Source organism: Acidovorax radicis N35 (genome assembly GCF_000204195.1).
In the GTDB taxonomy this organism is placed as follows: domain Bacteria; phylum Pseudomonadota; class Gammaproteobacteria; order Burkholderiales; family Burkholderiaceae_C; genus Acidovorax; species Acidovorax radicis.
The window spans coordinates 209,035-231,253 of sequence record NZ_AFBG01000019.1 but is presented as its reverse complement, the minus strand read 5'-3'; the positions used below and the strand labels follow the sequence as shown (position 1 = coordinate 231,253).

The following is a 22,219-nucleotide window of genomic DNA, read 5'->3' as shown; positions in this document are numbered from 1 at the left end:
CGCCCGCCCCAGGTTGACCCCATGAATGTTCCGATTGCGTTGGCTGCCTTGCAGACGCAGGCCGCCGAGCCTGTGCGTCTGCGCGAAATTCCTTACAACTACACCTCGTTCTCCGACCGGGAGATCGTGATCCGCCTGCTGGGGTCTCCGGCCTGGGATGTGCTGGACCAGCTGCGCAAAGAGCGCCGCACCGGGCGATCTGCCCGCATGTTGTATGAAGTGCTGGGCGATATCTGGGTGGTGCAGCGCAACCCCTACCTGCAGGACGACCTGCTGGACAACCCCAACCGCCGCAAGCTCCTGGTCGATGCCCTGCAGCACCGGCTGGGCGAGATCGAAAAACGCCGCACACCCGACGACGACGCCGGGCGCGACCGTCTGGTGGGTGAACTGGTGGTGGCTGCGCGCCGCGCCGTGGCCGAGTTCAACGCCACCTTCGAGCAGGCCGCGCAGCTGCGCCGCCAGATCCAGAAGACCCTGGGCCGCCTGACGGCCAAGGACAACATCAAGTTTGACGGCCTCTCGCGCGTGAGCCATGTGACCGACGCGACCGACTGGCGCGTTGAATACCCGTTTGTGGTGCTCACGCCGGATACGGAAACCGAGATGGCAGGCCTGGTCAAGGGCTGCATCGAGCTGGGCCTGACCATCATTCCACGCGGAGGCGGCACCGGCTACACCGGCGGCGCGATTCCGCTGACGTGGAAGAGCGTGGTCATCAACACCGAAAAGCTCGAAGCCATGACCGAGGTGGAGATGCGCCGCCTGCCGGGCATGGACCGCGAAGTGGGCACGGTGTGGACCGAGGCTGGCGTGGTCACCCAGCGCGTGGCCGATGCGGCCGAGCGTGCGGGTTTTGTGTTCGCCGTGGACCCGACCAGCGCCGAGGCCAGCTGCATCGGCGGCAACATCGCCATGAACGCGGGCGGCAAGAAGGCCGTGCTCTGGGGCACGGCGCTGGACAACCTGGCCAGCTGGCGCATGGTGACGCCCGACGCCCAGTGGCTCGAAGTGACGCGGCTGGACCACAACATGGGCAAGATCCATGACGCGGAGACGGCCACCTTCGATCTGCAGTATTTCGAGGCCGACGGCAAGACGCCCGTGCGCACCGAGCGCCTGGCCATCCCCGGTCGCACCTTCCGCAAGGAAGGCCTGGGCAAGGACGTGACGGACAAGTTTCTGTCGGGCCTGCCCGGTATCCAGAAAGAAGGTTGCGATGGCCTCATCACCAGCGCGCGCTGGGTGGTGCACCGCATGCCCGAGCACACGCGCACCGTGTGCATGGAGTTCTTCGGCAACGCCAAGGACGCCGTGCCTTCCATCGTCGAGATCAAGGACTTCATGTTCGCCGAGCAAAAGCGCAGTGGCGTGCTGCTGGCGGGGCTGGAGCATCTGGACGACCGCTACCTGAAGGCCGTGGGCTACGCCACCAAGAGCAAGAAGGGCAACGGTGGCTTGCCCAAGATGGTGCTGATCGGCGACATCGCGGGCGACAACGCCGACGACGTGGCCCGCGTGACCAGCGAGGTCGTGCGCCTGGCCAACACCCGCAGTGGCGAAGGTTTTGTGGCCATCACGGCCGAAGCGCGCAAGAAGTTCTGGGCCGACCGCAAGAAGACGGCCGCCATCAGCCGCCACACCAACGCCTTCAAGATCAACGAAGACGTGGTGATCCCGCTGCCGCGCATGGCCGAGTACACCGACGGCATCGAGCGCATCAACATCGAGCTCTCCCTGCGCAACAAGATCAAGCTGTGCGACGCGCTGACCGAGTTCTTCGAGCGGGGCAACCTGCCCTTGGGCAAACACGACGCCGATGACGAGGTGCCCTCGCCGGAGCTGCTGCAGGAGCGCGTGGCCCAGGCCATCGGCCTGGTGGAGGAGGTCCGCGCGCTGTGGCAAGGCTGGCTGCACGGTGTGGAAACCCTGTTTCCCCAACTGCAGGACCACACGCTGCGCGCGAGCTGGAAGACCCAGCTGCGTGGGCCGCTGCAAGGCATCTTCACCGGCGCCGCGTTCAAGCCCATCCTGGACGAGGCGGTGGCCATCCACAAGCGCGTGCTCAAGGGCCGTGTGTGGGTTGCGCTGCACATGCACGCCGGCGACGGCAATGTGCACACCAATCTGCCCGTCAACAGCGACGACTATGAAATGTTGCAGACGGCGCACGAGGCGGTGGCACGCATCATGGTGCTGGCGCGCAGCCTGGACGGCGTGATTTCGGGCGAACACGGCATTGGCATCACCAAGCTGGAGTTCTTGACCGACGAAGAGCTGCTGCCGTTTGCGCAGTACAAGCAGCGGGTGGACCCCGAGGGCCGCTTCAACAAGGGTAAGTTGCTCCGAAATCAGGAGCTACCAGCGCTTGATGGACAAGCGCTAGAGGCCAATTTGGCTTCAAATTCGGCGTCGAAACCCGCCTTGCAGGCCGACCTGACGAATGCCTACACCCCCAGTTTCGGCCTGATGGGGCACGAGTCGCTGATCATGCAGCAAAGCGACATCGGCGCGATTGCCGATTCGGTCAAGGACTGCCTGCGCTGCGGCAAGTGCAAGCCCGTGTGCTCCACGCACGTGCCGCGCGCCAATTTGCTCTACAGCCCGCGCAACAAGATCCTGGCGACCTCGCTGCTGGTCGAAGCGTTCTTGTACGAAGAACAGACCCGCCGGGGCGTGAGCATCAAGCACTGGCAAGAGTTCGAGGACGTGGCGGACCACTGCACGGTGTGCCACAAGTGCGAGAGCCCGTGTCCGGTGAAGATCGACTTTGGCGATGTCACCATGAACATGCGCAACCTGCTGCGCAAGATGGGCAAGAAGACGTTCCGGCCGGGCAACGCGCTGGCAATGACCATGCTCAACGCCACCAACCCGGACACCATCAAGTTCATGCGTTCGGCCATGGTGGACGTGGGCTTCAAGGCCCAGCGCCTCGCCGTGGACCTGCTGCGCAAGGTGGGCCGCAAGCAGACGGCCAAGCCGCCGGCGACGGTGGGCACGGCTCCGATCAAGGAGCAGGTGATCCACTTCATCAACAAGAAGCTGCCGGGGGGATTGCCCAAGAAGACGGCGCGCGCGCTGCTCGATATCGAGGACAAGGACTACGTGCCCATCATCCGCAACCCGGCCACCACCACGGCCGAGACGGAAGCGGTGTTCTATTTCCCGGGGTGTGGCTCGGAGCGCCTGTTCAGCCAGGTCGGCCTGGCCACGCAGGCCATGCTGTGGCACACCGGGGTGCAAACCGTGCTGCCCCCGGGCTACCTGTGCTGCGGCTACCCCCAGCGCGGCTCGGGCCAGTTCGACAAGGCCGAGAAGATGATCACCGACAACCGGGTGCTCTTCCACCGCGTGGCCAACACGCTCAACTACCTCGACATCAAGACCGTGGTGGTGAGCTGTGGCACCTGCTACGACCAGCTGCAGGGCTACGAATTCGACAAGATCTTCCCGGGCAGCCGGATCATCGACATCCACGAGTACCTGCTGGAGAAGGGTGTCAGCCTGCAGGGCAAGGGGGCGTACCTGTACCACGAGCCTTGCCACAACCCGATGAAGCTTCAGGACTCGATGAAGACCGTGAAGGCGCTGGTGGGCGAGCAGGTTTTGAAGAGCGAACGCTGCTGCGGAGAGTCCGGCACGCTGGGCGTGACGCGCCCGGATGTGTCCACGCAAGTGCGCTTTCGCAAGGAAGAAGAAATCAAGAAGGGCGAGGCCCAGCTGCGTGCCAGCGGCGCAGTGGGCGCGCAGGACAACGTGAAGATCCTCACCAGCTGCCCGAGCTGCCTGCAGGGCCTGAACCGCTACGAAGGCGACCTGAACAACGGTCTGCTCGAAGCCGACTACATCGTGGTCGAGATGGCGCGCGAAATCCTGGGCGAGAACTGGATGCCCGACTATGTGCAGCGCGCCAACCAGGGCGGCATTGAGCGGGTGCTGGTCTGATGGTCTGCCCTTTGTGCGCCGAAGACGGTGGCGCATTGGTCTGGCGCGGTGAGCGCCTGCGTGTCATCCGTGCGCAGGAGGCGGGGTTTCCTGCCTTCTACCGCGTGGTCTGGAATGCGCATGTGGCCGAGTTCTCGGACCTGGCTGCTACCGAACGCGCCCACTGCATGGAGGCTGTGACGGTGGTGGAGCAGGCCCTGCGCCAGCACCTGTCGCCCACCAAGGTCAACATTGCGGCACTGGGCAACATGGTGCCGCACCTGCACTGGCATGTGATTGCGCGGTTTGACTGGGATACGCACTTCCCCTCGCCTGTGTGGGCGGCTGCGCAGCGGCCCAGCCCTGCGGCGCAAGAGGCTGCAGTGCAGGCGCTGCTGCCAGCGCTGGAAAGCGCCTTGCGTCTACAGCTGGCGCCCCTGGTTGCTGCGTGACTGGCGCTCTGCCAGGTGATGGAGCGTCTCCCGGCCCTCTGGGTGGTGGGGTCTGCGGCGGGTGGGACAATCACCGCCGTCGTTTCTGACAACAGTTTTCTCACAGGTGAATCCATGGCAGGTTTGAAAGCGGGCGCGCCCACGCCGCAGGCAATCACGGTGCACGAGGCATCGCGGGTGCTCGAAGTGGGGTTCTCCGATGGCACCACGTTCCGCATTCCGTTTGAGCTGATGCGCGTGTATTCACCGTCGGCCGAAGTGCAGGGCCATGGCCCGGGCCAGGAAGTGCTGCAGACGGGCAAGCGGGAGGTCACGCTGGTCCACCTTGAGCCCGTGGGCAACTACGCGGTCAAGCCCACGTTTTCCGACGGGCACGAGAGTGGCATCTTTAGCTGGGATTACCTCTACGAATTGGGCCAGCAGCAAGACGCGCTGTGGACCCAGTACACCGAGCGGCTGGCCGCCGCAGGGGCCGACCGCGATGCGCCCATGGCGCCCAAAGGTGGTGCCGGGGGGCATGCCTGTGGCAGCCATTGAGGCGCAAAGCCGGGTGGTTTTCTGGCGGAGCACAGAACGCGGCGGAAGCCCTTGTCCGTCAAGGTGCTATTGAAGTAATAGCTTTTGGCGCAATATAGATAAGCGCTGGCGGCTGATTTTTCTTCAATGGTGTTGTCCAAATTGCGACAGATGCCCCATTTCAGTGCGGGGTTGTCGCTGTACCTCTGGCGTTCACGCGCCTAGCATAATTCTTATGAGTACCACGCATTTTGGTTTTCAGTCGGTGGACGAGCAGGAAAAGGCACGCCGCGTGCGGGGTGTGTTCGACTCCGTGGCCTCCAAGTACGACGTGATGAACGACCTCATGTCGGCGGGCCTGCACCGCGCCTGGAAGGCCTACACCGTGATGGTGGCCAACCTGCGCGAAGGCAGCCAGGTGCTGGACATTGCAGGCGGCACGGGCGACCTGGCGCTGGCGTTCTCCAAGAAGGTGGGTGCCACCGGCCGCGTGGTGCATACCGACATCAACGAAGCCATGCTGCGCGTGGGGCGTGACCGCCTGATCGATGCGGGTGTGGTGTTGCCGACGACGGTGTGCGATGCTGAGAAGCTGCCGTTCCCGGACGGGCATTTCGATGTGGTGAGCGTGGCCTTCGGCCTGCGCAACATGACGCACAAGGACCAGGCGATTGCCGAGATGTGCCGCGTGCTCAAGCCCGGTGGCAAGCTGCTGGTGCTCGAGTTTTCCAAGGTGGCCAAGCCGCTGGAGAAAGCGTACGACTGGTATTCGTTCAAGGTGCTGCCCCAACTGGGCAAGCTGGTGGCCGGTGACGACGCGAGTTACCGGTATCTGGCTGAATCGATCCGCATGCATCCGGGCCAGGAAGAACTCAAAAGCCTCATGCAAAAAAATGGCTTTGGGCATGTGGACTATCACAACATGACAGGGGGCATTGTGGCCTTGCATGTTGGAATCAAGTGCTGAGCGTTTCGCTTGGTCATTAACGGAGACGGAGAAGTCATGATGAAACTGTGGTCTGTGGTGTTGGTCGCGATGCTGGCGTTTGCGCACGCCGATGCCGACGCCCGGCGACTGGGTGGTGGAAAATCGACGGGTCAGCAGTCGAACAACGTAACGCAACGCGAGTCGGCAACGCCGCCCGCGACGCCAGGTGCTCCGGCCCAGAGCGCTACCAATGCGGCTGCCAAGCCCGCCGCTGCGGGTGCGGCAGCTCCTGCGGCCGCAGCGGCCAAGAAGCCTTGGGGTGCGATGCTGGGTGGCCTGGCCGCCGGTCTGGGCCTGGCGTGGCTGGCCCACTCCCTGGGGCTGGGCGCAGGGTTCGGCAATATTCTGATGATCGCGCTGCTGGCGCTGGCCGCGTTTGCCATCTTCAAGATGGTGATGCGTGCACGCAGTGGTGGTGGCGGCAATGGCGGTGCTGCTGCCGGCGGTGCTCCGTTCGCTTTCCAGGGGGCGGGTGCTGCAACGCCTGCCGCCGCGCAGGTGCCTCCACAGTACAGCCCGAACAACGTGGGCAACGACGCCTCGGCGCGCCCCTGGGAGCGCAGCAGCATGGCGTTCGACGCCTCGCGAGCTGCGCAGGGCGGGGTGGGCACGGGTGTGGTCATTGGCTCGGGCCTGTCGGGTTCCCAGAACTGGGGCATTCCGGAAGGCTTTGATACCGAGGGCTTCCTGTCTGCTGCCAAGCGCAATTTCGTCACTCTGCAAGCCGCCTGGGACCGTTCGGACATCAACACGCTGCGGTCCATGATGACCGACAGCATGTTGGGCGAGATCCGCACCCAGCTGACAGAGCGCGAAGACCACCGTGGCGTGCAGCCCAACCACACCGATGTGGTCATGATCGAAGCCCAGTTGCTGGGCATTGAAGACCTGGGTGATGGCTACATGGCCAGCGTCGAGTTCTCCGGCATGATCCGCGAAGAGCCTTCGGCCGGCCCGAGCCCCTTCCGTGAGGTCTGGAACATGACCAAACCCAAGGCCGGCAGCAGCGGCTGGCTGGTGGCGGGTGTGCAGGCCCTGCAGTAATAAAGGAAATGCCCCGCAGTGGGGCTATCCCAGTTCAGGGAATAATCGGGGACTATGGCAACACCACAGTCCCCTTTTTCGTTTCTGGACGGCCTCTTTGAGCGCGTGGCCGCCGGCCCCCAGCCCCCCCAATGGCTCGTGCACGAGATGCAGCAGCGGATCGTGCTGTTCCTCAACCACGTGCTGATGCAGGAAAAAGAAGCGATGGACCGCCTGGTGCGCCAGAAGGGCCGCATCGCCCGCGTACAGTGGCGCGCCTATTCGATGGCTCTGGCCATCACACCGGCCGGGCTGTTCAATCTCGCGCCGGAGGCCGCCGTGGCCGATCTGCGGCTGGAAGTGACCGAGACCTCTCCCATCGCGCTGGCCCAGACCGCGCTGCGGGGTGACAAGCCCTCCATCCGCATCGAAGGCGATGTGCAGTTGGCCGCCGAGATCAACTGGCTGGTCGACCATGTGCGTTGGGATGTCGAGGAAGACCTCGCACGCGTGATGGGCGACGCCCCTGCCCATACCGTGGCGCAGGTTGCGCGCCGCGCCGCGCAGGCGCTGCGCCAGTTCGTGGGCGCACGCGTGGCACCCTCGTCGTCGGCCTTGGTGCCCGTGCCCCCCGAGCCTGCCACGCCAGCTGCGCCGAACGGCGGATCCGAGCGGGCGGGGGCATGAAGCAGTTCCTCCGGGGGGGCGCCATCCTTTGGGTGGTGTTCCGGTACGGCCTGGATGCCATGGTGCTGGACAGCTTCCAGAAACCCTGGCTGCGCTCGGCATCACGGGTCCTGTCGTTCGGGCGCAACCTGGATGCACCACGCGGCCAGCGGCTGCGCCTGGCGCTGGAGCGCCTGGGGCCCATCTTCGTCAAGTTCGGCCAGGTGCTTTCGACGCGCCGCGACCTCCTTCCACCAGATGTGGCCGACGAGCTGGCCCGGCTGCAGGACCGCGTGCCCCCGTTCGATCCGGAAATTGCGATGGCCACCATCGAGCGGGCATTCCGCCGCCCGGTGGATGAAGTCTTCACTTCCTTTGAACGCGTGCCGGTGGCCAGCGCGTCGATTGCACAGGTGCATTTCGCCACGCTGCGCGACCGCAACGGCATCGAGCGCGAGGTGGCGGTCAAGGTGCTGCGCCCGGGCATGCTGCCCGTGATCGAGAAAGACCTGGGCCTCATGCGCATGATGGCCGGGTGGGTGGAGAACCTGTCAGCCGATGGCAAGCGCCTCAAGCCCCGCGAAGTGGTCGCCGAGTTTGACAACTACCTGCACGACGAGCTGGACCTGGTACGCGAGGCTGCCAACGCCGCCCAACTGCGCCGCAACATGCAGGGGCTGGACCTGGTGCTGATCCCGGAGATCCTGTGGGACTTCTGCCACCCGGAGGTCATGGTGATGCAGCGCATGAACGGTGTGCCCATCAGCCAGATGGACCGCTTGCGCGACGCGGGCGTGGACATCCCCAAGCTGGCGCGCGACGGTGTCACCATCTTCTTCACCCAGGTGTTCCGCGACGGCTTCTTTCATGCCGACATGCACCCCGGCAACATCCAGGTGAGCCTGGACCCCGCCACCTTCGGGCGCTATATCTCGCTGGACTTCGGCATCGTGGGCACGCTCACCGAGTCTGACAAAGAGTATCTGGCACAGAACTTCGTGGCGTTCTTCCGGCGCGACTACAAGCGCGTGGCCGAGCTGCACATCGAAAGCGGCTGGGTGCCGCCCGAAACGCGGGTGAACGACCTCGAATCGGCCATCCGCGCCGTGTGCGAACCGTACTTCGACCGGCCGTTGAAGGAAATCTCGCTCGGCATGGTGCTGATGCGCCTGTTCCAGACCTCACGGCGCTTTCATGTGGAGATCCAGCCGCAGCTGGTACTGCTGCAAAAGACACTGCTCAACATCGAAGGCCTGGGCCGCGAGCTGGATCCGGAGCTCGACCTGTGGAGCACGGCCAAGCCGTTCCTGGAGAAGTGGATGCTGGAGCAGATGGGGCCGCAGCGCCTGTGGCGTGAGCTGCGGGCGGAGGCTCCCCACTATGCCAAGCTGATCCCCGAGCTGCCACGCCTGCTGTATGACGCGCTGCGGCAGCGCCCGGCCGACCACCAGCACGCTCTGCGCGAACTGCTGGATGCGCAAAAACGCACCAATCGCCTGTTGCAAGGCATCATTTTTGCTGGGGTCGGGTTTGTGCTGGGATTGCTGGTCATGCAACTGCTGGTCAGAATCCGGCTGTTTTAGAAGTCTGCCGACCCTGCGTTCTTGAGCAGGAACGCCAAACTGACAGATTTCATTTCTTCACACCAGATAAATTGAGACAAAGAGAGAGGAGCGCGCCGTGCTGTTGACCCTGGTTATCGTTTACCTCCTGATCACGATTGGTATCGGTCTGCTGGCAGCCCGGCGCGTGAAGAACGCGGCGGACTTCGCCATCGCCGGGCGGCATCTGCCGCTGTACATGATCATCACCACCACGTTTGCCACGTGGTTCGGTTCGGAAACGGTGCTGGGCATTCCGGCCAAGTTCATCGAGGGCGGCCTTGGCAATGTCGTGGAAGATCCATTCGGCGCCGGCTTCTGCCTGATCCTGGTGGGCCTGTTCTTTGCGGGCAAGCTTTACCGCATGACGCTGCTGACCATCAGCGATTACTACCGGGAGCGCTACGGCCGCACGGTGGAGGTCGTCTGCTCGCTCATCATCATGCTCAGCTATCTGGGCTGGGTCTCGGCCCAGGTCACTGCGCTGGGCCTGGTGTTCAACCTGCTTTCGGGCGGCTCTATCAGTATTCCCATGGGCATGACCATCGGTGTGGTGTCCATCCTGGCGTACACGTTGTTTGGCGGCATGTGGTCGGTGGCGGTGACGGACTTCATCCAGATGATCATTCTGGTGGTGGGGCTGGCTGTGATTGCCGTGTTCGCGGGCAACATGGCCGGCGGCGCTGGCAAGGTCATCGAATTCGCATCCAGCCGCGAGTTGTTCCGCTTCCTGCCCGAGCCCAAGTTCCATGACGTGGTTTTCTTCATTGCAGCGGGCGTGACCATGATGTTTGGCTCCATCCCGCAGCAGGACGTGTTCCAGCGTGTCATGTCGGCCAACAACATCCAGGCGGCCACGCGCGGCCCGGTGATTGGCGGCATCTGCTACATCCTGTTCGCCTTCGTGCCCATGTTCCTGGTGGCCAGTGCGCTCATCATCATGCCCACCGAGACAGCCGCGCTGCTCAAGGACGATCCGCAAAAGGTGCTGCCCACGTTGGTGCTGGAGAAGATGCCGTTTGTGATGCAGGTGCTGTTTTTTGGTGCACTGCTGTCGGCGCTCAAGTCCACGGCCTCGGCCACGCTGCTGGCGCCCAGCGTGACCTTCACGGAGAACATCTGGCGGCAGTTCCGTCCGCACAGCTCTGACAAGCAGCATCTGCGGACCATGCGCATCACCACCCTGGTGTTCAGCGCCTGCGTGTTGGCGTATGCCATCTACATGCAGGGCACGTCGATTTACGAACTGGTGTCGGGCGCCTACCAGGTGCCGCTGGTGGGTGCCTTTGTGCCCCTGGTTTTTGGTCTCTACTGGAAACGTGCCACCACCCAAGGGGCCATATTTGCCATCGTGCTGGGGCTGGTGACCTGGTTGCTGTTCCTGGCAACGCCTGCCGGTGTTGTCTTCCCCGCGCAGCTGGCAGGCCTGCTCGCGGCGCTGGCGGGCATGCTGATCGGCTCGTTGGGCCCGCAGGCCATCCGCAACAGCCACGCATCCCATCACAAGCTGGTCGGGACGGAGTAACGCTGTGGAGATGGGCGTGCCGCCTATAATTGAGGGTTTTGCACTTTCCCTCAACACTCTGACATGCCTATCTACGCCTACAAATGCGGCTCCTGCGGCCATGCCAAGGATGTGCTGCAAAAAATCTCCGACGCGCCCCTGACGGTGTGCCCCGCCTGCGGTGCGGAGGCATTTTCCAAGCAAGTCACTGCGGCGGGCTTCCAGCTCAAGGGCTCGGGCTGGTACGTGACCGATTTTCGCGGTGGCAGCAGCGGCAATTCTGCCCCCGCGACCGACAGCAAGGCAGAGCCGAAAGCCGACGCTGCGGCACCTGCCAGTTCTGGTGATGCTCCTAAAAAAGAAGCGCCTAGCGCCGGTGCATCAAGCGCTGGCGGCAGTTCTGCCTCTTCAACCCCCTCCGCGAGCTGAGTCACCCTCATGGCTGCCCTGCGCAAATGGCTGTTGACAGGTCTTCTGGTGATCGTGCCGGGAGTCATCACGGCGTGGGTGCTCAACTGGATTGTGAGCACCCTGGACCAGACCCTGCAAATCCTGCCGGGCGCATGGCATCCCGACAAGCTGCTGGGCGTCCACGTGCCCGGCTTTGGTGTGGTGCTCACTCTGCTGATCCTGCTGGTGGTGGGCGCCATCGCCAGCAACTTCGCCGGCCGCAAGCTGGTGCAGTGGGGCGATGCGGTGGTGCACCGCATCCCCGTGGTGCGCTCTATCTATTCCAGCGTCAAGCAGGTCTCCGATACGCTGTTCTCCGAAAGCGGCAACGCCTTTCGCAAAGCGGTGCTGGTGCAGTGGCCGCGCGAGGGTGTCTGGACCGTGGCCTTCGTCACCGGGGCGCCCAACGGCGAGGTGGCGGCCTATCTGCGTGACGAGTTCGTGAGTGTGTATGTGCCCACCACGCCCAACCCCACAGGCGGCTATTTCGTGATGCTGCGCAAGAGCGACTGCGTCGAGCTCGACATGAGCGTGGACTCAGCCCTCAAATACATCGTTTCGATGGGCGTGGTCGCTCCGGCGGACCCCACGCTCATTTCTCCGGGTAAGTGAATCCCTTTTAATGCGCCCCCCGGGCGCCGGAAGTTTCTGCCATGGCCATGCGTTCCCACTATTGCGGTCTTGTGACCGAAGCCCTGATGGGCCAAACCGTCACCCTGTCGGGCTGGGTGAACCGCCGCCGCGACCATGGCGGCGTGATCTTCATCGACCTGCGCGACCGCGAAGGCTATGTGCAGGTGGTGTGCGACCCGGACCGTGCCGAGATGTTCAAGACCGCCGAAGACGTGCGCAACGAGTTCTGCGTGCAGGTGGTGGGCCTGGTGCGCCCCCGTCCCGACGGCACCACCAACGACAAGCTCAAGAGCGGCCAGATCGAAGTGCTGTGCCACGAGCTGAACGTGCTCAACCCCTCGGTCACGCCTCCGTTCCAGATGGACGACGAAAACCTGTCGGAAACCACGCGCCTCACGCACCGCGTGATGGACCTGCGCCGCCCGCACATGCAGCGCAACATGATGCTGCGCTACAAGACCTCCATCCAGGTGCGCAACTTCCTGGACAAGGAAGGCTTCATCGACATCGAGACGCCCATGCTGGGCAAGAGCACGCCCGAAGGCGCGCGCGACTACCTGGTGCCCAGCCGCGTGCACGACGGCCAGTTCTTCGCGCTGCCCCAGTCGCCCCAGCTGTACAAGCAGATGCTGATGGTGGCTGGCTACGACCGCTACTACCAGATCACCAAGTGCTTCCGCGACGAAGACCTGCGCGCCGACCGCCAGCCCGAGTTCACGCAGATCGACTGCGAGACCTCGTTCCTGGGTGAGGAAGAAATCCGCGCGATCTTCCAGCGCATGATCGCTGAGGTGTTCCAGCAGCAGTTGGGTGTCGACCTGGGCGAATTCCCCATCATGACGTACCAGGAAGCGGCTTTCCGCTTCGGCTCCGACAAGCCTGACCTGCGCGTGAAGCTCGAATTCACCGAGCTGACCGAAGTGATGAAGGACGTGGACTTCAAGGTCTTCTCCGCCCCCGCCACCACCAAGGGTGGCCGTGTGGTGGCCCTGCGCGTGCCCGGTGGCTCGCAGATCTCGCGCGGCGAGATCGATGCGTACACCGAGTTCGTGAAGATCTACGGCGCCAAGGGTCTGGCCTGGATCAAGGTCAACGAAGTGGCCAATGGCCGCGAGGGCCTGCAGTCGCCCATCGTGAAGAATCTGCACGACGCGGCCATCGCCGAGATCCTGAAGCGCACCGGTGCGCAAGACGGTGACTTGCTGTTCTTCGGTGCCGACAAGGAAAAGGTCGTCAACGATTCCATCGGCGCGCTGCGCCTGAAGGTCGGCCACAGCGAATTCGGCAAGAAAAACGGCCTGTTCGAAAGCCGCTGGGCGCCGCTGTGGGTGGTGGACTTCCCGATGTTCGAGCATGACGAAGAGAACGACCGCTGGGCCGCCGTGCACCACCCGTTCACGTCGCCGAAGGATGGCCACGAGGACCTGATGGACACAGACCCTGGCAAGTGCATCGCCAAGGCCTACGACATGGTGCTCAACGGCTGGGAGCTGGGTGGCGGTTCGGTGCGTATTCACCGCGCCGATGTGCAAAAGAAGGTGTTCGATGCACTCAAGATCACGCCCGAAGACGCACAGGCCAAGTTCGGCTACCTGCTCGATGCCCTGCAGTACGGTGCGCCTCCACACGGTGGCCTGGCCTTCGGCCTGGACCGCCTGATCACGCTGATGACCGGCGCAGAGTCGATCCGTGACGTGATCGCGTTCCCCAAGACCCAGCGCGCCCAGGATCTGCTCACGCAGGCGCCTTCGCCCGTGGACGAAAAGCAGCTGCGCGAACTGCACATCCGCCTGCGCAACATCGACGCTGTCAAGGCAGCTTGATCCGGGGCTTTCCCCGAACCCAGCAGATGCACTCCTGCGGCATCGCACTACAAAGCGGCAAGGGCCTGGCGGCCCGCGCCGCTTTTTTCTTGGCGAGCTCTGGACTCCAGGGTGCAAGCGCTGAAAGGAAACTCTCCATGCTTTCAATGAAAACCCCTGTCTTGCTGATGGGTGTGGTGCTGCTGGCCCTCGCGGGTTGCGGCGAGAAAAAAACCGAACTGGGCCAGGGCGGCTCCGTGGTGACGGGCTCGGCGGGACCGGCAGGCGCACACAACGCTGCGCGCGAACTGCTGCGCTGCGAGGCCCCGGTGGCCACGCTGGCGCTGGCCGAGAATCCCAATGGCTACACCATGGGCTCGGGCTACCAGTTGCCGGCGTCGCCGGTGCCCCTGGTCAAGCTGCTGGCCCAGCAAAGTGGGTGTTTTCGGGTGGTGGACCGTTCGGCCGGGCTGCGCGGAACCATTCAGGAACAAGACCTGAAGGAATCTGGCGTGCTGCGCAAGAACTCCACAGTGTCCAAGGGCAAGGGCTATGAGGCGCAGTACACGCTGACACCCAGCCTCACTTTCAGTGAGCAAGATGCCGGGCGCGGCCTGGCCGGGGTGATCGCCATGATCCCGGTACTGCGAGACGTTGCCGGTCTGGCGGGGCTGGTGGAGCAGGTCAAGTTCAAGGAAGCGCAGACGGCCTTGCTGCTGTCCGACAACGAAACGACTGAGCAGGTTGCGGCAGCCACTGGGGCGGCGCGCACCACCGACCTGGGCGTGGGTGGGCTTGTGTTCGGCAAGCTGGGGGGCGCCGCGGGGGCCGGGTGGAGCAATACCAACGAAGGCAAGGTCATCGCCGCAGCATTCCTGGATGCGCACAACCAGCTGGTGGCGCAGGTCAGGGCACTGCAGGCCAAGGAGTTGCCGCCGCCGGTTCCTGCCACCACCACGGCTGCCCCGCGTTCCAAGGGCGGGTAGCGGCGCCATGACGGCAGCCCAGCAGCGGCCCTACAAGCTTCCGGAGTCGGTGCTGGTGGTCATCCACACTCCGGCCCTGGAGGTGCTGCTGATCCGCCGCACAGGCGGGGACGGGCATTGGCAGTCCGTCACCGGCAGCAAGGATCGACTGGATGAAGCTTTTGAGGAAACCGCGCGCCGCGAAGTGGCTGAGGAAACCGGCATTGACGCGCAGGCTACCGGCTGCGTGCTGACCGACTGGGCGCTGGAGAATGTCTACGACATCTGGCCGCAATGGCTGCACCGTTATGCACCGGGGGTTGTGCGCAACCGCGAGCGGGTGTTTGGCTTGTGTGTGCCTGCAGGCACGCCCGTGGTGCTGAGTCCGCGCGAACACGATGATTTCGAATGGCTGCCTTGGCAGCGTGCGGCCGAGCGCTGTTTCTCGGCCTCCAATGCCGAGGCCTGCTTACTGCTTCCCCGCTTTGTGTAGGGCGACTTTCGTGTTTTTACCCAACTTCGCGCAACCCGGACCCGTTGCTCACGGGTTCTTGGTGAGGGTTTTGACCAGGTGGTCTGAAAAACCTTCCGCCGCGGGCGAGGTGGCGCGCCGCGCGGGGCTGTAGAGGCACACGTAGCGCATCACCTCCGGTGACAAGATGCGGCGGCGCACCAGTCCCAGTGGCTTGGCCAGTGCGCCCACATAGTCGGGCGCCAGCGTAGCGGCCACATCGGCGGCAGCCAGGCCCATGGCGGTGGAGATGTTGTCCACGATCTCCACCGGCGTCACCCGCTGCCCGCTGGGCAGGCCGGTGTGCATCTGCGCCACGCTGCGTTCGTGGTCCCGGCCCGCGGCCACCAGCGGGTAGGCGTGCAGCTGGTCCCAGGTCACGCTGCGCTTGTGGGCCAGGGGATGGGTGGGTGCGCACCACAGCACCCAGGGGCTCTCGAACAGCTGGATGCGCGTGACATCGTCACCACAAGCGCGATCCGGGCCCAGGGCCAAATCGGCGTCGCCGCTGGCGACCGCATCGACGAGTTTTTCCACGGGTACGTCGCGGATATGGATGCGCACCTTGGGTCGTTTTTGCACATAGGCCTTGATGGCCTTGGGCAGGATCACGCTGGCCACGACCAGCGGTGCGGCAATCCGCACGATGCCTGCTGCGCGGTTGCGCACATCGCTGGCGGCCATCTGCGCCATGCGCAGGTGCTTGAGCACGGACTCAGCCGAAGCGAGAAACTCCCGTCCGGCGCTGGTGATGTCAACCCGGCGTGTGCTGCGCTCGAACAGCTTGAAGCCGAGCGCGTCTTCCAGCTCACTCACGAGCTGGCTTACCGCCGAGGGGGTGAGTGCCACACGGTCTGCGGTGGCCGCGAAGCTGCGCAGTTCGGCCACGGTGACAAAGGCTTCGAGTTGGCGTGGCGTGAAGTGGGGCAGAGACATGGCTGGCGCGGTGGGGTCGCTGGGGTGGTTCCATTCATTAGACCATCTTCACAATCCGGAAGAAAGCATTGATTGTGGTCAAGGAAAGCGCTGCAGATACTTCGCGACGGAACGGGCGAGGCAGCCTCGCCCTGTTGTCTGATTGGAGAATCCCCTTGAGCACCGACACCCTGAATGTCGCCGGCATCGCCGTATCGCCCCATCACTACATCGATGGCCAACGCGTGGCCTCGGACCTGCGCTTCGACCTGCACTCGCCCGTCGACCAGGCGCTGCTGGGCCGCATCAGCGAGGGCTCTCCCGCGCATGTGGATGCCGCTGTTACTGCCGCAGCGCGCGCCTTCCCGGCGTGGAGTGCGCTCACGGCTGCCGAGCGCAAGCCCTACCTCGACCGCTTCGCGGCCGAGATCGGCAAGCGCGCCGAGGCCTTCTGCACGCTCGAATCCAACGATGCGGGCGTGCTGCTCTCGCGCATGAAGCACGGCGTGGTGCCGCGCGCGATGCTCAACATCACCTGGTTCGCCGAGCATGCGCTGACCCTGCAGGACCGGCCCATCGAGACCGAGCAGGCCACCCACCTCGTGCGCCACGACCCGGCCGGCGTGGTGGCCATCATCACGCCCTGGAACGCGCCGCTGATGCTGGCCACCTGGAAGCTCGGCCCGGCGCTGGCCGCGGGCAACTGCGTCATCGTCAAGCCGCCTGAATGGGCGCCGCTGACCAGCAGCCTGCTGGCCGACTGCGCGCACGCCGCCGGCCTGCCGCCCGGGGTGTTCAACATCGTGCAGGGCGCGGGCGCTAGCACCGGTGCGCGCCTGGTCAGCGACCCGCGCCTGGCCCGCATCTCGTTCACCGGCTCGGTGCCCACGGCCAAGTGGATCGCGCAGTCCGCCGGCGCCAACCTCGTGCCTTGCAGCCTGGAGCTGGGCGGCAAGTCGGCCTTCATCGTGCTGGAAGACGCCGACATCGACAACGCCGCCGCCACCGGCGCGCTGATGTACCGCAACGCCGGCCAGGTGTGCCTGGCGGGCACGCGTTTTCTGGTGCACCGCAAGGTGCACGATGCCTTCGTGGCCGCCCTGCGCGGCTATGTCGAAAAGCTCACCGTGGGCGACCCGCGCGAGGCGGCCACCGAGGTAGGGCCCATCATCCACCCGCGCCAGGTCGAGCGCGTGCACGGTTTTGTGCAGCGCGCCGTGGCCGATGGCGCCACGCTGCTCTGGGGCGGGGCGCACCACCCCTTCGGCGCGCAGTATTACCAGCCCACGCTGCTCACCGATGTGCGCCAGGACAGCGAGATCGTGCAGAACGAGGTCTTCGGCCCGGTGCTCACGCTGCAAACCTTCGACAGCGACGAGGAGGCCATTGCCCTGGCCAACGGCACCGACTATGGCCTGGGTGGCGTCTGCTACGGCCAAGCGGAACACGCCAGCGCCGTGGCGCAGCAGGTGCGCACCGGCTTCATCTGGGTCAACAGCTTCGGCATCCGTGACCTGGCCGCGCCCTTCGGCGGCATCAAACGCAGCGGCGTGGGCCGCGAGGGCGGGGACTGGAGTTTCGAGTTCTTCTGCGACGTCAAGGATGTTGTCGTCCCCAAAAAGCCGTTCCGCGCGAGCTTCAGCCACCGCTAACAAGTTCACAGGAGACACACACCATGGGAAGCATCGTTGGCGCCGCCATCGTCTCGCACCACCCCGGCCTGATGCAGTGCGAAGAGTTTCGCGTGCTGCAGGGGGCGGGGGCCGACTCGGACCTGATCCCCGGCTACGCGCGCCTGCGCGAGCGCATCGAGAAAGCCCGGCCCGATGTGGCCATCATCTTCGACTCGCACTGGTTCACCACCGGCTACCACCTGGTGGACGGCGCCGCGCGCTACCAGGGCACCTACATCTCGGACGAGATGCCCTGGTACCTGCATGGCGTGCCCTACGACTACCGGGGCCACCCCGATCTGGCACTGGCCATCGAGGCTGCGTCCCGCGAGCAGGGCGGCTACAACCGCGTCATCAACCACCCCGACCTGGGCAAGCAGTACGCCACCATCAACCTGGTCAAGCAGCTGCGCCTGGAGCGCAGCGACACGCCGGTGGTCACCGTGAGTTCGTGCCAGAACTGCGACTGGCGCCACTTCCTGAAGTCGGGCGAAGCGATTGCCGAAGCCGTGCGCCGTAGCGACCTGCGCGTGCTGCTGCTGGCATCGGGTGCACTGAGCCACAAGTTCAACCCCATCGACTGGAAGCCCAACCACCCACGCATCTTCCACGAGAGCAATGTCTCGCGGCCCGAGAACATCGTGAGCGACAAGGACGCCATCGCGCTGATGGAGCAGGGCCGGCACGACACGGTGCTCGGCCGCTGGCAGGACGAGTACCGCAAGATGCCCTGGGAGGCCTTCGGCGCCCACTACCTGCAGATGCTGGGCGCCATGGGCGGGGCGGACTGTCGTGCGCGCGGCGTGGCCCTGTCGGCCTACGAGAACGCCCGCGGCACGGGCAACGTGCACATGTGGTTCGATGGCGAAGAAGTGGCCCACAAGGCGGAGGTGGCGGCATGAACTTCGAATTCCCGATCACCGAGTTGCCTGCCGTGATGCGCGGCCCGCGCGTGGAGCGCCGCCGCGTGCTGGTGGGCGGCAGCGCCTGCTGGGGCACCATCGTGGAAGAGGGCGCACAACAGGGGCAGCTGCGCCTGGACGATGGCCGCGTGCTCGACCCCACCAGCGTGCAGCACCTGCCGCCCGTCTCACCCAGCAAGGTCATCGCGGTGCACATCTCGTACAGCTCGCGCAGTTTCGAGACGCGCAACCAGCCCAAGCCGACCGAGACGCCCACCTATTTCACCAAGCCACCGACCTCGGTCAACGGCCATGGCTGCGAGATCCACAAGCCCGCCGACAGCCAGTACCTCAACTACGAGGGCGAGTACGCCGTGGTCATCGGCAAGACTTGCCGCAACGTGCTGCCCGATGAAGCCTGGGACTACATCGAGGGCTTTTGCCCCGCACTCGACATGGGTCTGCAGAACTACCGCGACACCGACCAGGGCAGCATGCTGCGCGTGAAGGGCGCGGACACGCTGCTGCCCATCGGCCCGGGCATCGTGCGCGGCGTGAACCTGTTCGAACAGACGCTGCGCACCTACCGCAACGGCCTGGTGGTGCAGGAGGCGCACATTGGCGACGAGACCATCTGGGGCCCGCACTACGTGGTGGCCGACATTGCGCGCCACATCACCCTGGTGCCGGGCGACGTGATCCTGATGGGCACGCCCTGCCACTCGCGCTCGGTGGACCCGGGTGACCTGGTGGAGTGCGAGATCACCGGCCTGGGCCGCCTGGCGGGCACGGTGGTCGCCATAGCCGCACCGCGTGCCTCGGCGCTGGGCGTAGGCCACCAGCCCACCGACAGCCCCGAGGTGCGGCGCGTGGCCTGCGGCTTCGACGAGCGCGTGCCCGAGCACCTCAAGGCCAACTACCGGCAGGCGGCCAAGAAATAACCCACAACGAGACCCGGAGACAACGCATGACGAAATCCTCGCCCACCCCTTCCCGCCGCGACATCCTGCAGCTGGCCCTGGCCGGCGCCGCAGGCACGCTGCCCTTCATGGCCCAGGCCCAGGCCCAGGCCCAGGCCATCGACACCGTGAAGATCCTGGCCGGCTTTGCCGCCGGTGGCACCGTGGACACCCTGGCGCGCCGCGTGGCCACCCAGATCACGGGCGGCTACGCCAAATCGGCCGTGGTGGAGAACAAGACCGGTGCGGGCGGGCAGATCGCCATCACCACGCTCAAGGCCGCCCCGGCCGACGGCGCCACGCTGCTGGCCACGCCCATGTCCATGCTGGGCATCTACCCCCACACCTACAAGAAGCTGCCCTACGACCCGGTGGCCGACGTGACCCCCGTCTCGCTGGGCGTGGTGTTCGACATGGGCTTTGCCGTGGGCCCGCAGGTGCCGGCCTCGGTGAAGACCGTGCCCGAGTTCCTGGAGTGGTGCAAGGCCAACCCCACGGGCGCCAACTTCGGCTCGCCCGCACCGGGCTCGGTGCCGCACTTCGTGGGCGAACTCATCAGCCGCGCGGGCAAGGTGGACATGCGCCACGTGGGCTTTCGCGGCTCGCAGCCGGCCATCCTGGACCTGCTGGGCGGGCAGATCGCGGCCGTCTCGGCGCCGGTAGGTGAATTTTTGCCGCACCTTCAGGGCGGCAAGATCCGCGTGCTGGCCACCTCGGGCGCCACGCGCAACAAGTTCATGCCGGGTGTCAGCACGCTGATCGAGCAGGGCTACAAGGACATGGCCTACAACGAATGGTTCGGCTTTTTCCTGCCGGGCAAGGCATCGGCCGATGTGGTGCAAAAGGCCAATGCCGCCATCCGCACCGCGCTGGCGGACAAGGACGTGATCGCCGGGCTGGCCGCGATGGGGCTGGAGGCGCGCTCGTCCACGCCGGCCGAGCTGGCGGCGCTGCTCAAGGCCGATGGCGACAAATGGGGGCCCATCGTGAAGGCCATCGGTTTCACGGCGGAATCCTGAGGACGCACAGATGCTTGACGACGCACTGATCCAGCAGTTGGCCCGGGAGTTGCACCAGGCCGAGAAGACCCGCGTGCAGGTGGAGCATTTCTCCAAGCGCCACCCCGGCATGACGGTGCAGGACGGCTATGCCATCTCGCGCGCCTGGGTGGCGATGAAGATCGCCGAGGGGCGCACGGTGCGCGGCCACAAGATCGGCCTGACCTCGCGCGCCATGCAGGTCGCCAGCCAGATCACCGAGCCGGACTTCGGCACCCTGCTGGACGACATGTTCTTTGCCGAGGGCGGCGACATCCCCATGCAGCGCTTCATTTTGCCGCGCGTGGAAGTGGAGCTGGCCTTCGTGCTCAACAAGCCGTTGCGCGGCGAGCCGGGGCGCCCCCCGGTGAACATCTTCGACGTGCTGGCCGCCACCGAGTACGTGGTGCCCGCCATCGAGATCATCGACGCGCGCATCGAGCAGCACGACCGCCACACGGGCGTGATGCGCAAGGTGTTCGACACCATCTCGGACAACGCGGCCAACGCCGGCATCGTCACCGGCGGGCGCCCCGTGCGGCCCGATGCGGTGGACCTGCGCTGGTGCGGTGCGCTGCTCTACAAGAACGGGGTGATCGAGGAGTCGGGCTTGGCGGCCGCCGTGCTCAACCACCCGGCCACGGGTGTGGCCTGGCTGGCCAACAAGCTTGCGCCCTATGGCGAGGGGCTGGCAGCCGGCGAGGTGGTGCTGGGCGGCTCGTTCACGCGGCCCGTGGCGGCGGCTGCGGGCGACACCTTCCATGCGGACTATGGGCCGCTGGGCAATATCGCCTTCCGCTTCGTTTGAGAGGACTGCCTTGCATACACCCGTGAACACCTTCAAGCAGGCCCTGGCCGCGCGCACGCCGCAGATCGGCCTGTGGTTCGGCTTGGCCAGCGGCTATGCGGCCGAGCTGGTGGCGGGCGCGGGCTTCGACTGGCTGCTGCTGGACGGGGAGCATGCGCCCAACGACGTCCCGCGCATGCTGGAGCAGCTGCAGGGCATCGCCAGCGCCCGCGCCATGCTGGGCTCCGGCCCGCACCCAGTGGCTCGGGTGCCGGTGGGCGACACGGCGCTGATCAAGCAGTACCTGGACATCGGCGCGCAGACCCTGCTGGTGCCCATGGTGGACACTCCCGAACAGGCGGCTCAGCTGGCGCGCGCCATGCGCTATCCGCAGGATGACGGGCAGGGCGGCATCCGCGGCATGGGCGCGGGCCTGGCGCGCGCCTCGCAGTGGATGCGCTACCCCGGCTACCTGAAGGAGGCCAATGCCCAGGTGTGCCTGCTGGTGCAGGCCGAGAGCACCCTGGCGATCGAGAACCTGGATGCCATTGCACACACGCCGGGCGTGGATGGTGTGTTCTTCGGCCCGGCCGACCTCTCGGCCAGCATGGGCCATGTGGGCAACCCCGGGCACCCGGAGGTGCAGGCGGCCATTGAGAGCGGGATACGCCGCGTGCTGGCCGAAGGCAAGGCGCCCGGCATCCTGATGGCCGATGAAAAGCTCGCACGTCGTTACCTGGAGCTGGGCGCCGTCTTCGTGGCCGTAGGGGTGGACACGAGCGTGCTGGTGGCCGCCACGCGCGACCTGGCGGCGCGCTATGGCAGGCCGGTGTGCCTGGGTCCGTCCGTTGCCGCGCCATCGCCGCCAGCCGTGTACTGAAAGCGGCAGTGGGCAGGCGATGAAGGCG

Annotated in this window: 20 protein-coding genes; 19 read left to right on the top strand and 1 reads right to left on the bottom strand. The window is 65.4% G+C overall.

What is annotated here, in order from left to right; translation table 11 throughout:
- The first annotated feature begins 21 nt into the window (after positions 1–21).
- The 13 genes from ARADN35_RS0110850 (at position 22) to nudB (ending at position 15,020) form a co-directional block, all read left to right on the top strand.
- Positions 22–3,948, top strand: a complete 3,927-nt coding sequence (locus tag ARADN35_RS0110850) for a DUF3683 domain-containing protein (RefSeq protein ID WP_010461961.1) — start codon at positions 22–24, stop codon at positions 3,946–3,948.
- Positions 3,948–4,379 (top strand): HIT family protein, encoded by a 432-nt coding sequence (locus ARADN35_RS0110845; protein WP_010461959.1) that lies wholly within the window; start codon positions 3,948–3,950, stop codon positions 4,377–4,379. Before ARADN35_RS0110850 ends, ARADN35_RS0110845 begins: the two co-directional genes overlap by 1 nt.
- A 114-nt stretch (positions 4,380–4,493) precedes the next feature.
- Complete coding sequence (locus ARADN35_RS0110840; protein ID WP_010461957.1) at positions 4,494–4,916, top strand: gamma-butyrobetaine hydroxylase family protein; 423 nt, start codon at positions 4,494–4,496, stop codon at positions 4,914–4,916.
- Between the two features lie 214 nt (positions 4,917–5,130).
- The gene (gene ubiE, locus ARADN35_RS0110835; protein WP_010461955.1) at positions 5,131–5,862 is read left to right on the top strand and encodes a bifunctional demethylmenaquinone methyltransferase/2-methoxy-6-polyprenyl-1,4-benzoquinol methylase UbiE; all 732 of its coding nucleotides are present in this window, start codon (positions 5,131–5,133) and stop codon (positions 5,860–5,862) included.
- A gap of 36 nt (positions 5,863–5,898) precedes the next feature.
- On the top strand, positions 5,899–6,927 hold the full coding sequence (locus tag ARADN35_RS0110830; RefSeq protein ID WP_029413889.1) for a Tim44 domain-containing protein: 1,029 nt from the start codon (positions 5,899–5,901) through the stop codon (positions 6,925–6,927).
- Positions 6,928–6,981: 54 nt separating this feature from the next.
- The gene (locus tag ARADN35_RS0110825) at positions 6,982–7,593 is read left to right on the top strand and encodes a hypothetical protein (protein ID WP_010461951.1); all 612 of its coding nucleotides are present in this window, start codon (positions 6,982–6,984) and stop codon (positions 7,591–7,593) included.
- Complete coding sequence (ubiB, locus tag ARADN35_RS0110820; protein WP_010461949.1) at positions 7,590–9,155, top strand: ubiquinone biosynthesis regulatory protein kinase UbiB; 1,566 nt, start codon at positions 7,590–7,592, stop codon at positions 9,153–9,155. The genes ARADN35_RS0110825 and ubiB overlap by 4 nt, the downstream gene beginning before the upstream one ends.
- A 97-nt stretch (positions 9,156–9,252) precedes the next feature.
- Positions 9,253–10,698 carry a high affinity choline transporter 1 gene (locus tag ARADN35_RS0110815; protein WP_010461947.1) on the top strand — a complete coding sequence of 482 codons (1,446 nt, stop codon included), beginning with the start codon at positions 9,253–9,255 and terminating at the stop codon, positions 10,696–10,698.
- 63 nt (positions 10,699–10,761) lie between these two features.
- The gene (locus tag ARADN35_RS0110810) at positions 10,762–11,106 is read left to right on the top strand and encodes an FmdB family zinc ribbon protein (RefSeq protein WP_010461946.1); all 345 of its coding nucleotides are present in this window, start codon (positions 10,762–10,764) and stop codon (positions 11,104–11,106) included.
- 9 nt (positions 11,107–11,115) lie between these two features.
- Positions 11,116–11,739 (top strand): DUF502 domain-containing protein, encoded by a 624-nt coding sequence (locus ARADN35_RS0110805; RefSeq protein WP_010461944.1) that lies wholly within the window; start codon positions 11,116–11,118, stop codon positions 11,737–11,739.
- Between the two features lie 41 nt (positions 11,740–11,780).
- Positions 11,781–13,583: an aspartate--tRNA ligase gene (gene aspS / locus ARADN35_RS0110800; RefSeq protein WP_010461942.1), complete on the top strand. Its 1,803-nt coding sequence runs from the start codon at positions 11,781–11,783 to the stop codon at positions 13,581–13,583.
- Between the two features lie 146 nt (positions 13,584–13,729).
- A complete protein-coding gene (locus ARADN35_RS0110795) occupies positions 13,730–14,548 on the top strand; it encodes a CsgG/HfaB family protein (RefSeq protein ID WP_010461941.1) in 819 nt (272 codons plus the stop codon).
- 7 nt (positions 14,549–14,555) lie between these two features.
- The gene (gene nudB / locus ARADN35_RS0110790; RefSeq protein ID WP_010461940.1) at positions 14,556–15,020 is read left to right on the top strand and encodes a dihydroneopterin triphosphate diphosphatase; all 465 of its coding nucleotides are present in this window, start codon (positions 14,556–14,558) and stop codon (positions 15,018–15,020) included.
- Positions 15,021–15,068: 48 nt separating this feature from the next.
- Here nudB and ARADN35_RS0110785 read toward each other — a convergent pair whose 3' ends face one another.
- Positions 15,069–15,974: a LysR family transcriptional regulator gene (locus ARADN35_RS0110785; protein WP_010461939.1), complete on the bottom strand. Its 906-nt coding sequence runs from the start codon at positions 15,972–15,974 to the stop codon at positions 15,069–15,071.
- Positions 15,975–16,129: 155 nt separating this feature from the next.
- On the opposite strand from ARADN35_RS0110785, the gene ARADN35_RS0110780 reads away from it, so the two are divergent.
- The 6 genes from ARADN35_RS0110780 to ARADN35_RS0110755 are packed head-to-tail and all read left to right on the top strand — an operon-like array spanning position 16,130 to position 22,191.
- Positions 16,130–17,605, top strand: a complete 1,476-nt coding sequence (locus tag ARADN35_RS0110780; RefSeq protein WP_010461938.1) for an aldehyde dehydrogenase family protein — start codon at positions 16,130–16,132, stop codon at positions 17,603–17,605.
- Positions 17,606–17,628: 23 nt separating this feature from the next.
- The gene (locus ARADN35_RS0110775; RefSeq protein ID WP_010461936.1) at positions 17,629–18,528 is read left to right on the top strand and encodes a DODA-type extradiol aromatic ring-opening family dioxygenase; all 900 of its coding nucleotides are present in this window, start codon (positions 17,629–17,631) and stop codon (positions 18,526–18,528) included.
- Complete coding sequence (locus ARADN35_RS0110770; protein WP_010461934.1) at positions 18,525–19,469, top strand: fumarylacetoacetate hydrolase family protein; 945 nt, start codon at positions 18,525–18,527, stop codon at positions 19,467–19,469. The genes ARADN35_RS0110775 and ARADN35_RS0110770 overlap by 4 nt, the downstream gene beginning before the upstream one ends.
- Before the next feature lie 26 nt (positions 19,470–19,495).
- Entirely contained in the window at positions 19,496–20,506 is a 1,011-nt protein-coding gene (locus ARADN35_RS0110765; RefSeq protein WP_010461932.1) for a Bug family tripartite tricarboxylate transporter substrate binding protein, read from the top strand.
- A gap of 10 nt (positions 20,507–20,516) precedes the next feature.
- Complete coding sequence (gene hpaH, locus ARADN35_RS0110760; protein ID WP_010461930.1) at positions 20,517–21,332, top strand: 2-oxo-hept-4-ene-1,7-dioate hydratase; 816 nt, start codon at positions 20,517–20,519, stop codon at positions 21,330–21,332.
- Between the two features lie 10 nt (positions 21,333–21,342).
- Complete coding sequence (locus tag ARADN35_RS0110755) at positions 21,343–22,191, top strand: aldolase/citrate lyase family protein (protein WP_029413886.1); 849 nt, start codon at positions 21,343–21,345, stop codon at positions 22,189–22,191.
- Positions 22,192–22,219 lie beyond the last annotated feature (28 nt).

Bases quoted from the DNA above. Each gene is read 5' to 3' on its own strand.
- ARADN35_RS0110795 (WP_010461941.1), top strand. From the start codon at position 13,730: ATGAAAACCCCTGTCTTGCTGATGGGTGTGGTGCTGCTGGCCCTCGCG.
- nudB (WP_010461940.1), top strand. From the start codon at position 14,556: ATGACGGCAGCCCAGCAGCGGCCCTACAAGCTTCCGGAGTCGGTGCTG.
- ARADN35_RS0110830 (WP_029413889.1), top strand. From the start codon at position 5,899: ATGATGAAACTGTGGTCTGTGGTGTTGGTCGCGATGCTGGCGTTTGCG.
- hpaH (WP_010461930.1), top strand. From the start codon at position 20,517: ATGCTTGACGACGCACTGATCCAGCAGTTGGCCCGGGAGTTGCACCAG.
- ubiB (WP_010461949.1), top strand. From the start codon at position 7,590: ATGAAGCAGTTCCTCCGGGGGGGCGCCATCCTTTGGGTGGTGTTCCGG.
- ARADN35_RS0110810 (WP_010461946.1), top strand. From the start codon at position 10,762: ATGCCTATCTACGCCTACAAATGCGGCTCCTGCGGCCATGCCAAGGAT.
- ARADN35_RS0110805 (WP_010461944.1), top strand. From the start codon at position 11,116: ATGGCTGCCCTGCGCAAATGGCTGTTGACAGGTCTTCTGGTGATCGTG.
- ARADN35_RS0110765 (WP_010461932.1), top strand. From the start codon at position 19,496: ATGACGAAATCCTCGCCCACCCCTTCCCGCCGCGACATCCTGCAGCTG.
- ARADN35_RS0110840 (WP_010461957.1), top strand. From the start codon at position 4,494: ATGGCAGGTTTGAAAGCGGGCGCGCCCACGCCGCAGGCAATCACGGTG.
- ARADN35_RS0110825 (WP_010461951.1), top strand. From the start codon at position 6,982: ATGGCAACACCACAGTCCCCTTTTTCGTTTCTGGACGGCCTCTTTGAG.
- ARADN35_RS0110775 (WP_010461936.1), top strand. From the start codon at position 17,629: ATGGGAAGCATCGTTGGCGCCGCCATCGTCTCGCACCACCCCGGCCTG.
- ARADN35_RS0110785 (WP_010461939.1), bottom strand. From the start codon at position 15,974: ATGTCTCTGCCCCACTTCACGCCACGCCAACTCGAAGCCTTTGTCACC.
- ARADN35_RS0110845 (WP_010461959.1), top strand. From the start codon at position 3,948: ATGGTCTGCCCTTTGTGCGCCGAAGACGGTGGCGCATTGGTCTGGCGC.
- ARADN35_RS0110770 (WP_010461934.1), top strand. From the start codon at position 18,525: ATGAACTTCGAATTCCCGATCACCGAGTTGCCTGCCGTGATGCGCGGC.
- ARADN35_RS0110850 (WP_010461961.1), top strand. From the start codon at position 22: ATGAATGTTCCGATTGCGTTGGCTGCCTTGCAGACGCAGGCCGCCGAG.
- ubiE (WP_010461955.1), top strand. From the start codon at position 5,131: ATGAGTACCACGCATTTTGGTTTTCAGTCGGTGGACGAGCAGGAAAAG.
- aspS (WP_010461942.1), top strand. From the start codon at position 11,781: ATGGCCATGCGTTCCCACTATTGCGGTCTTGTGACCGAAGCCCTGATG.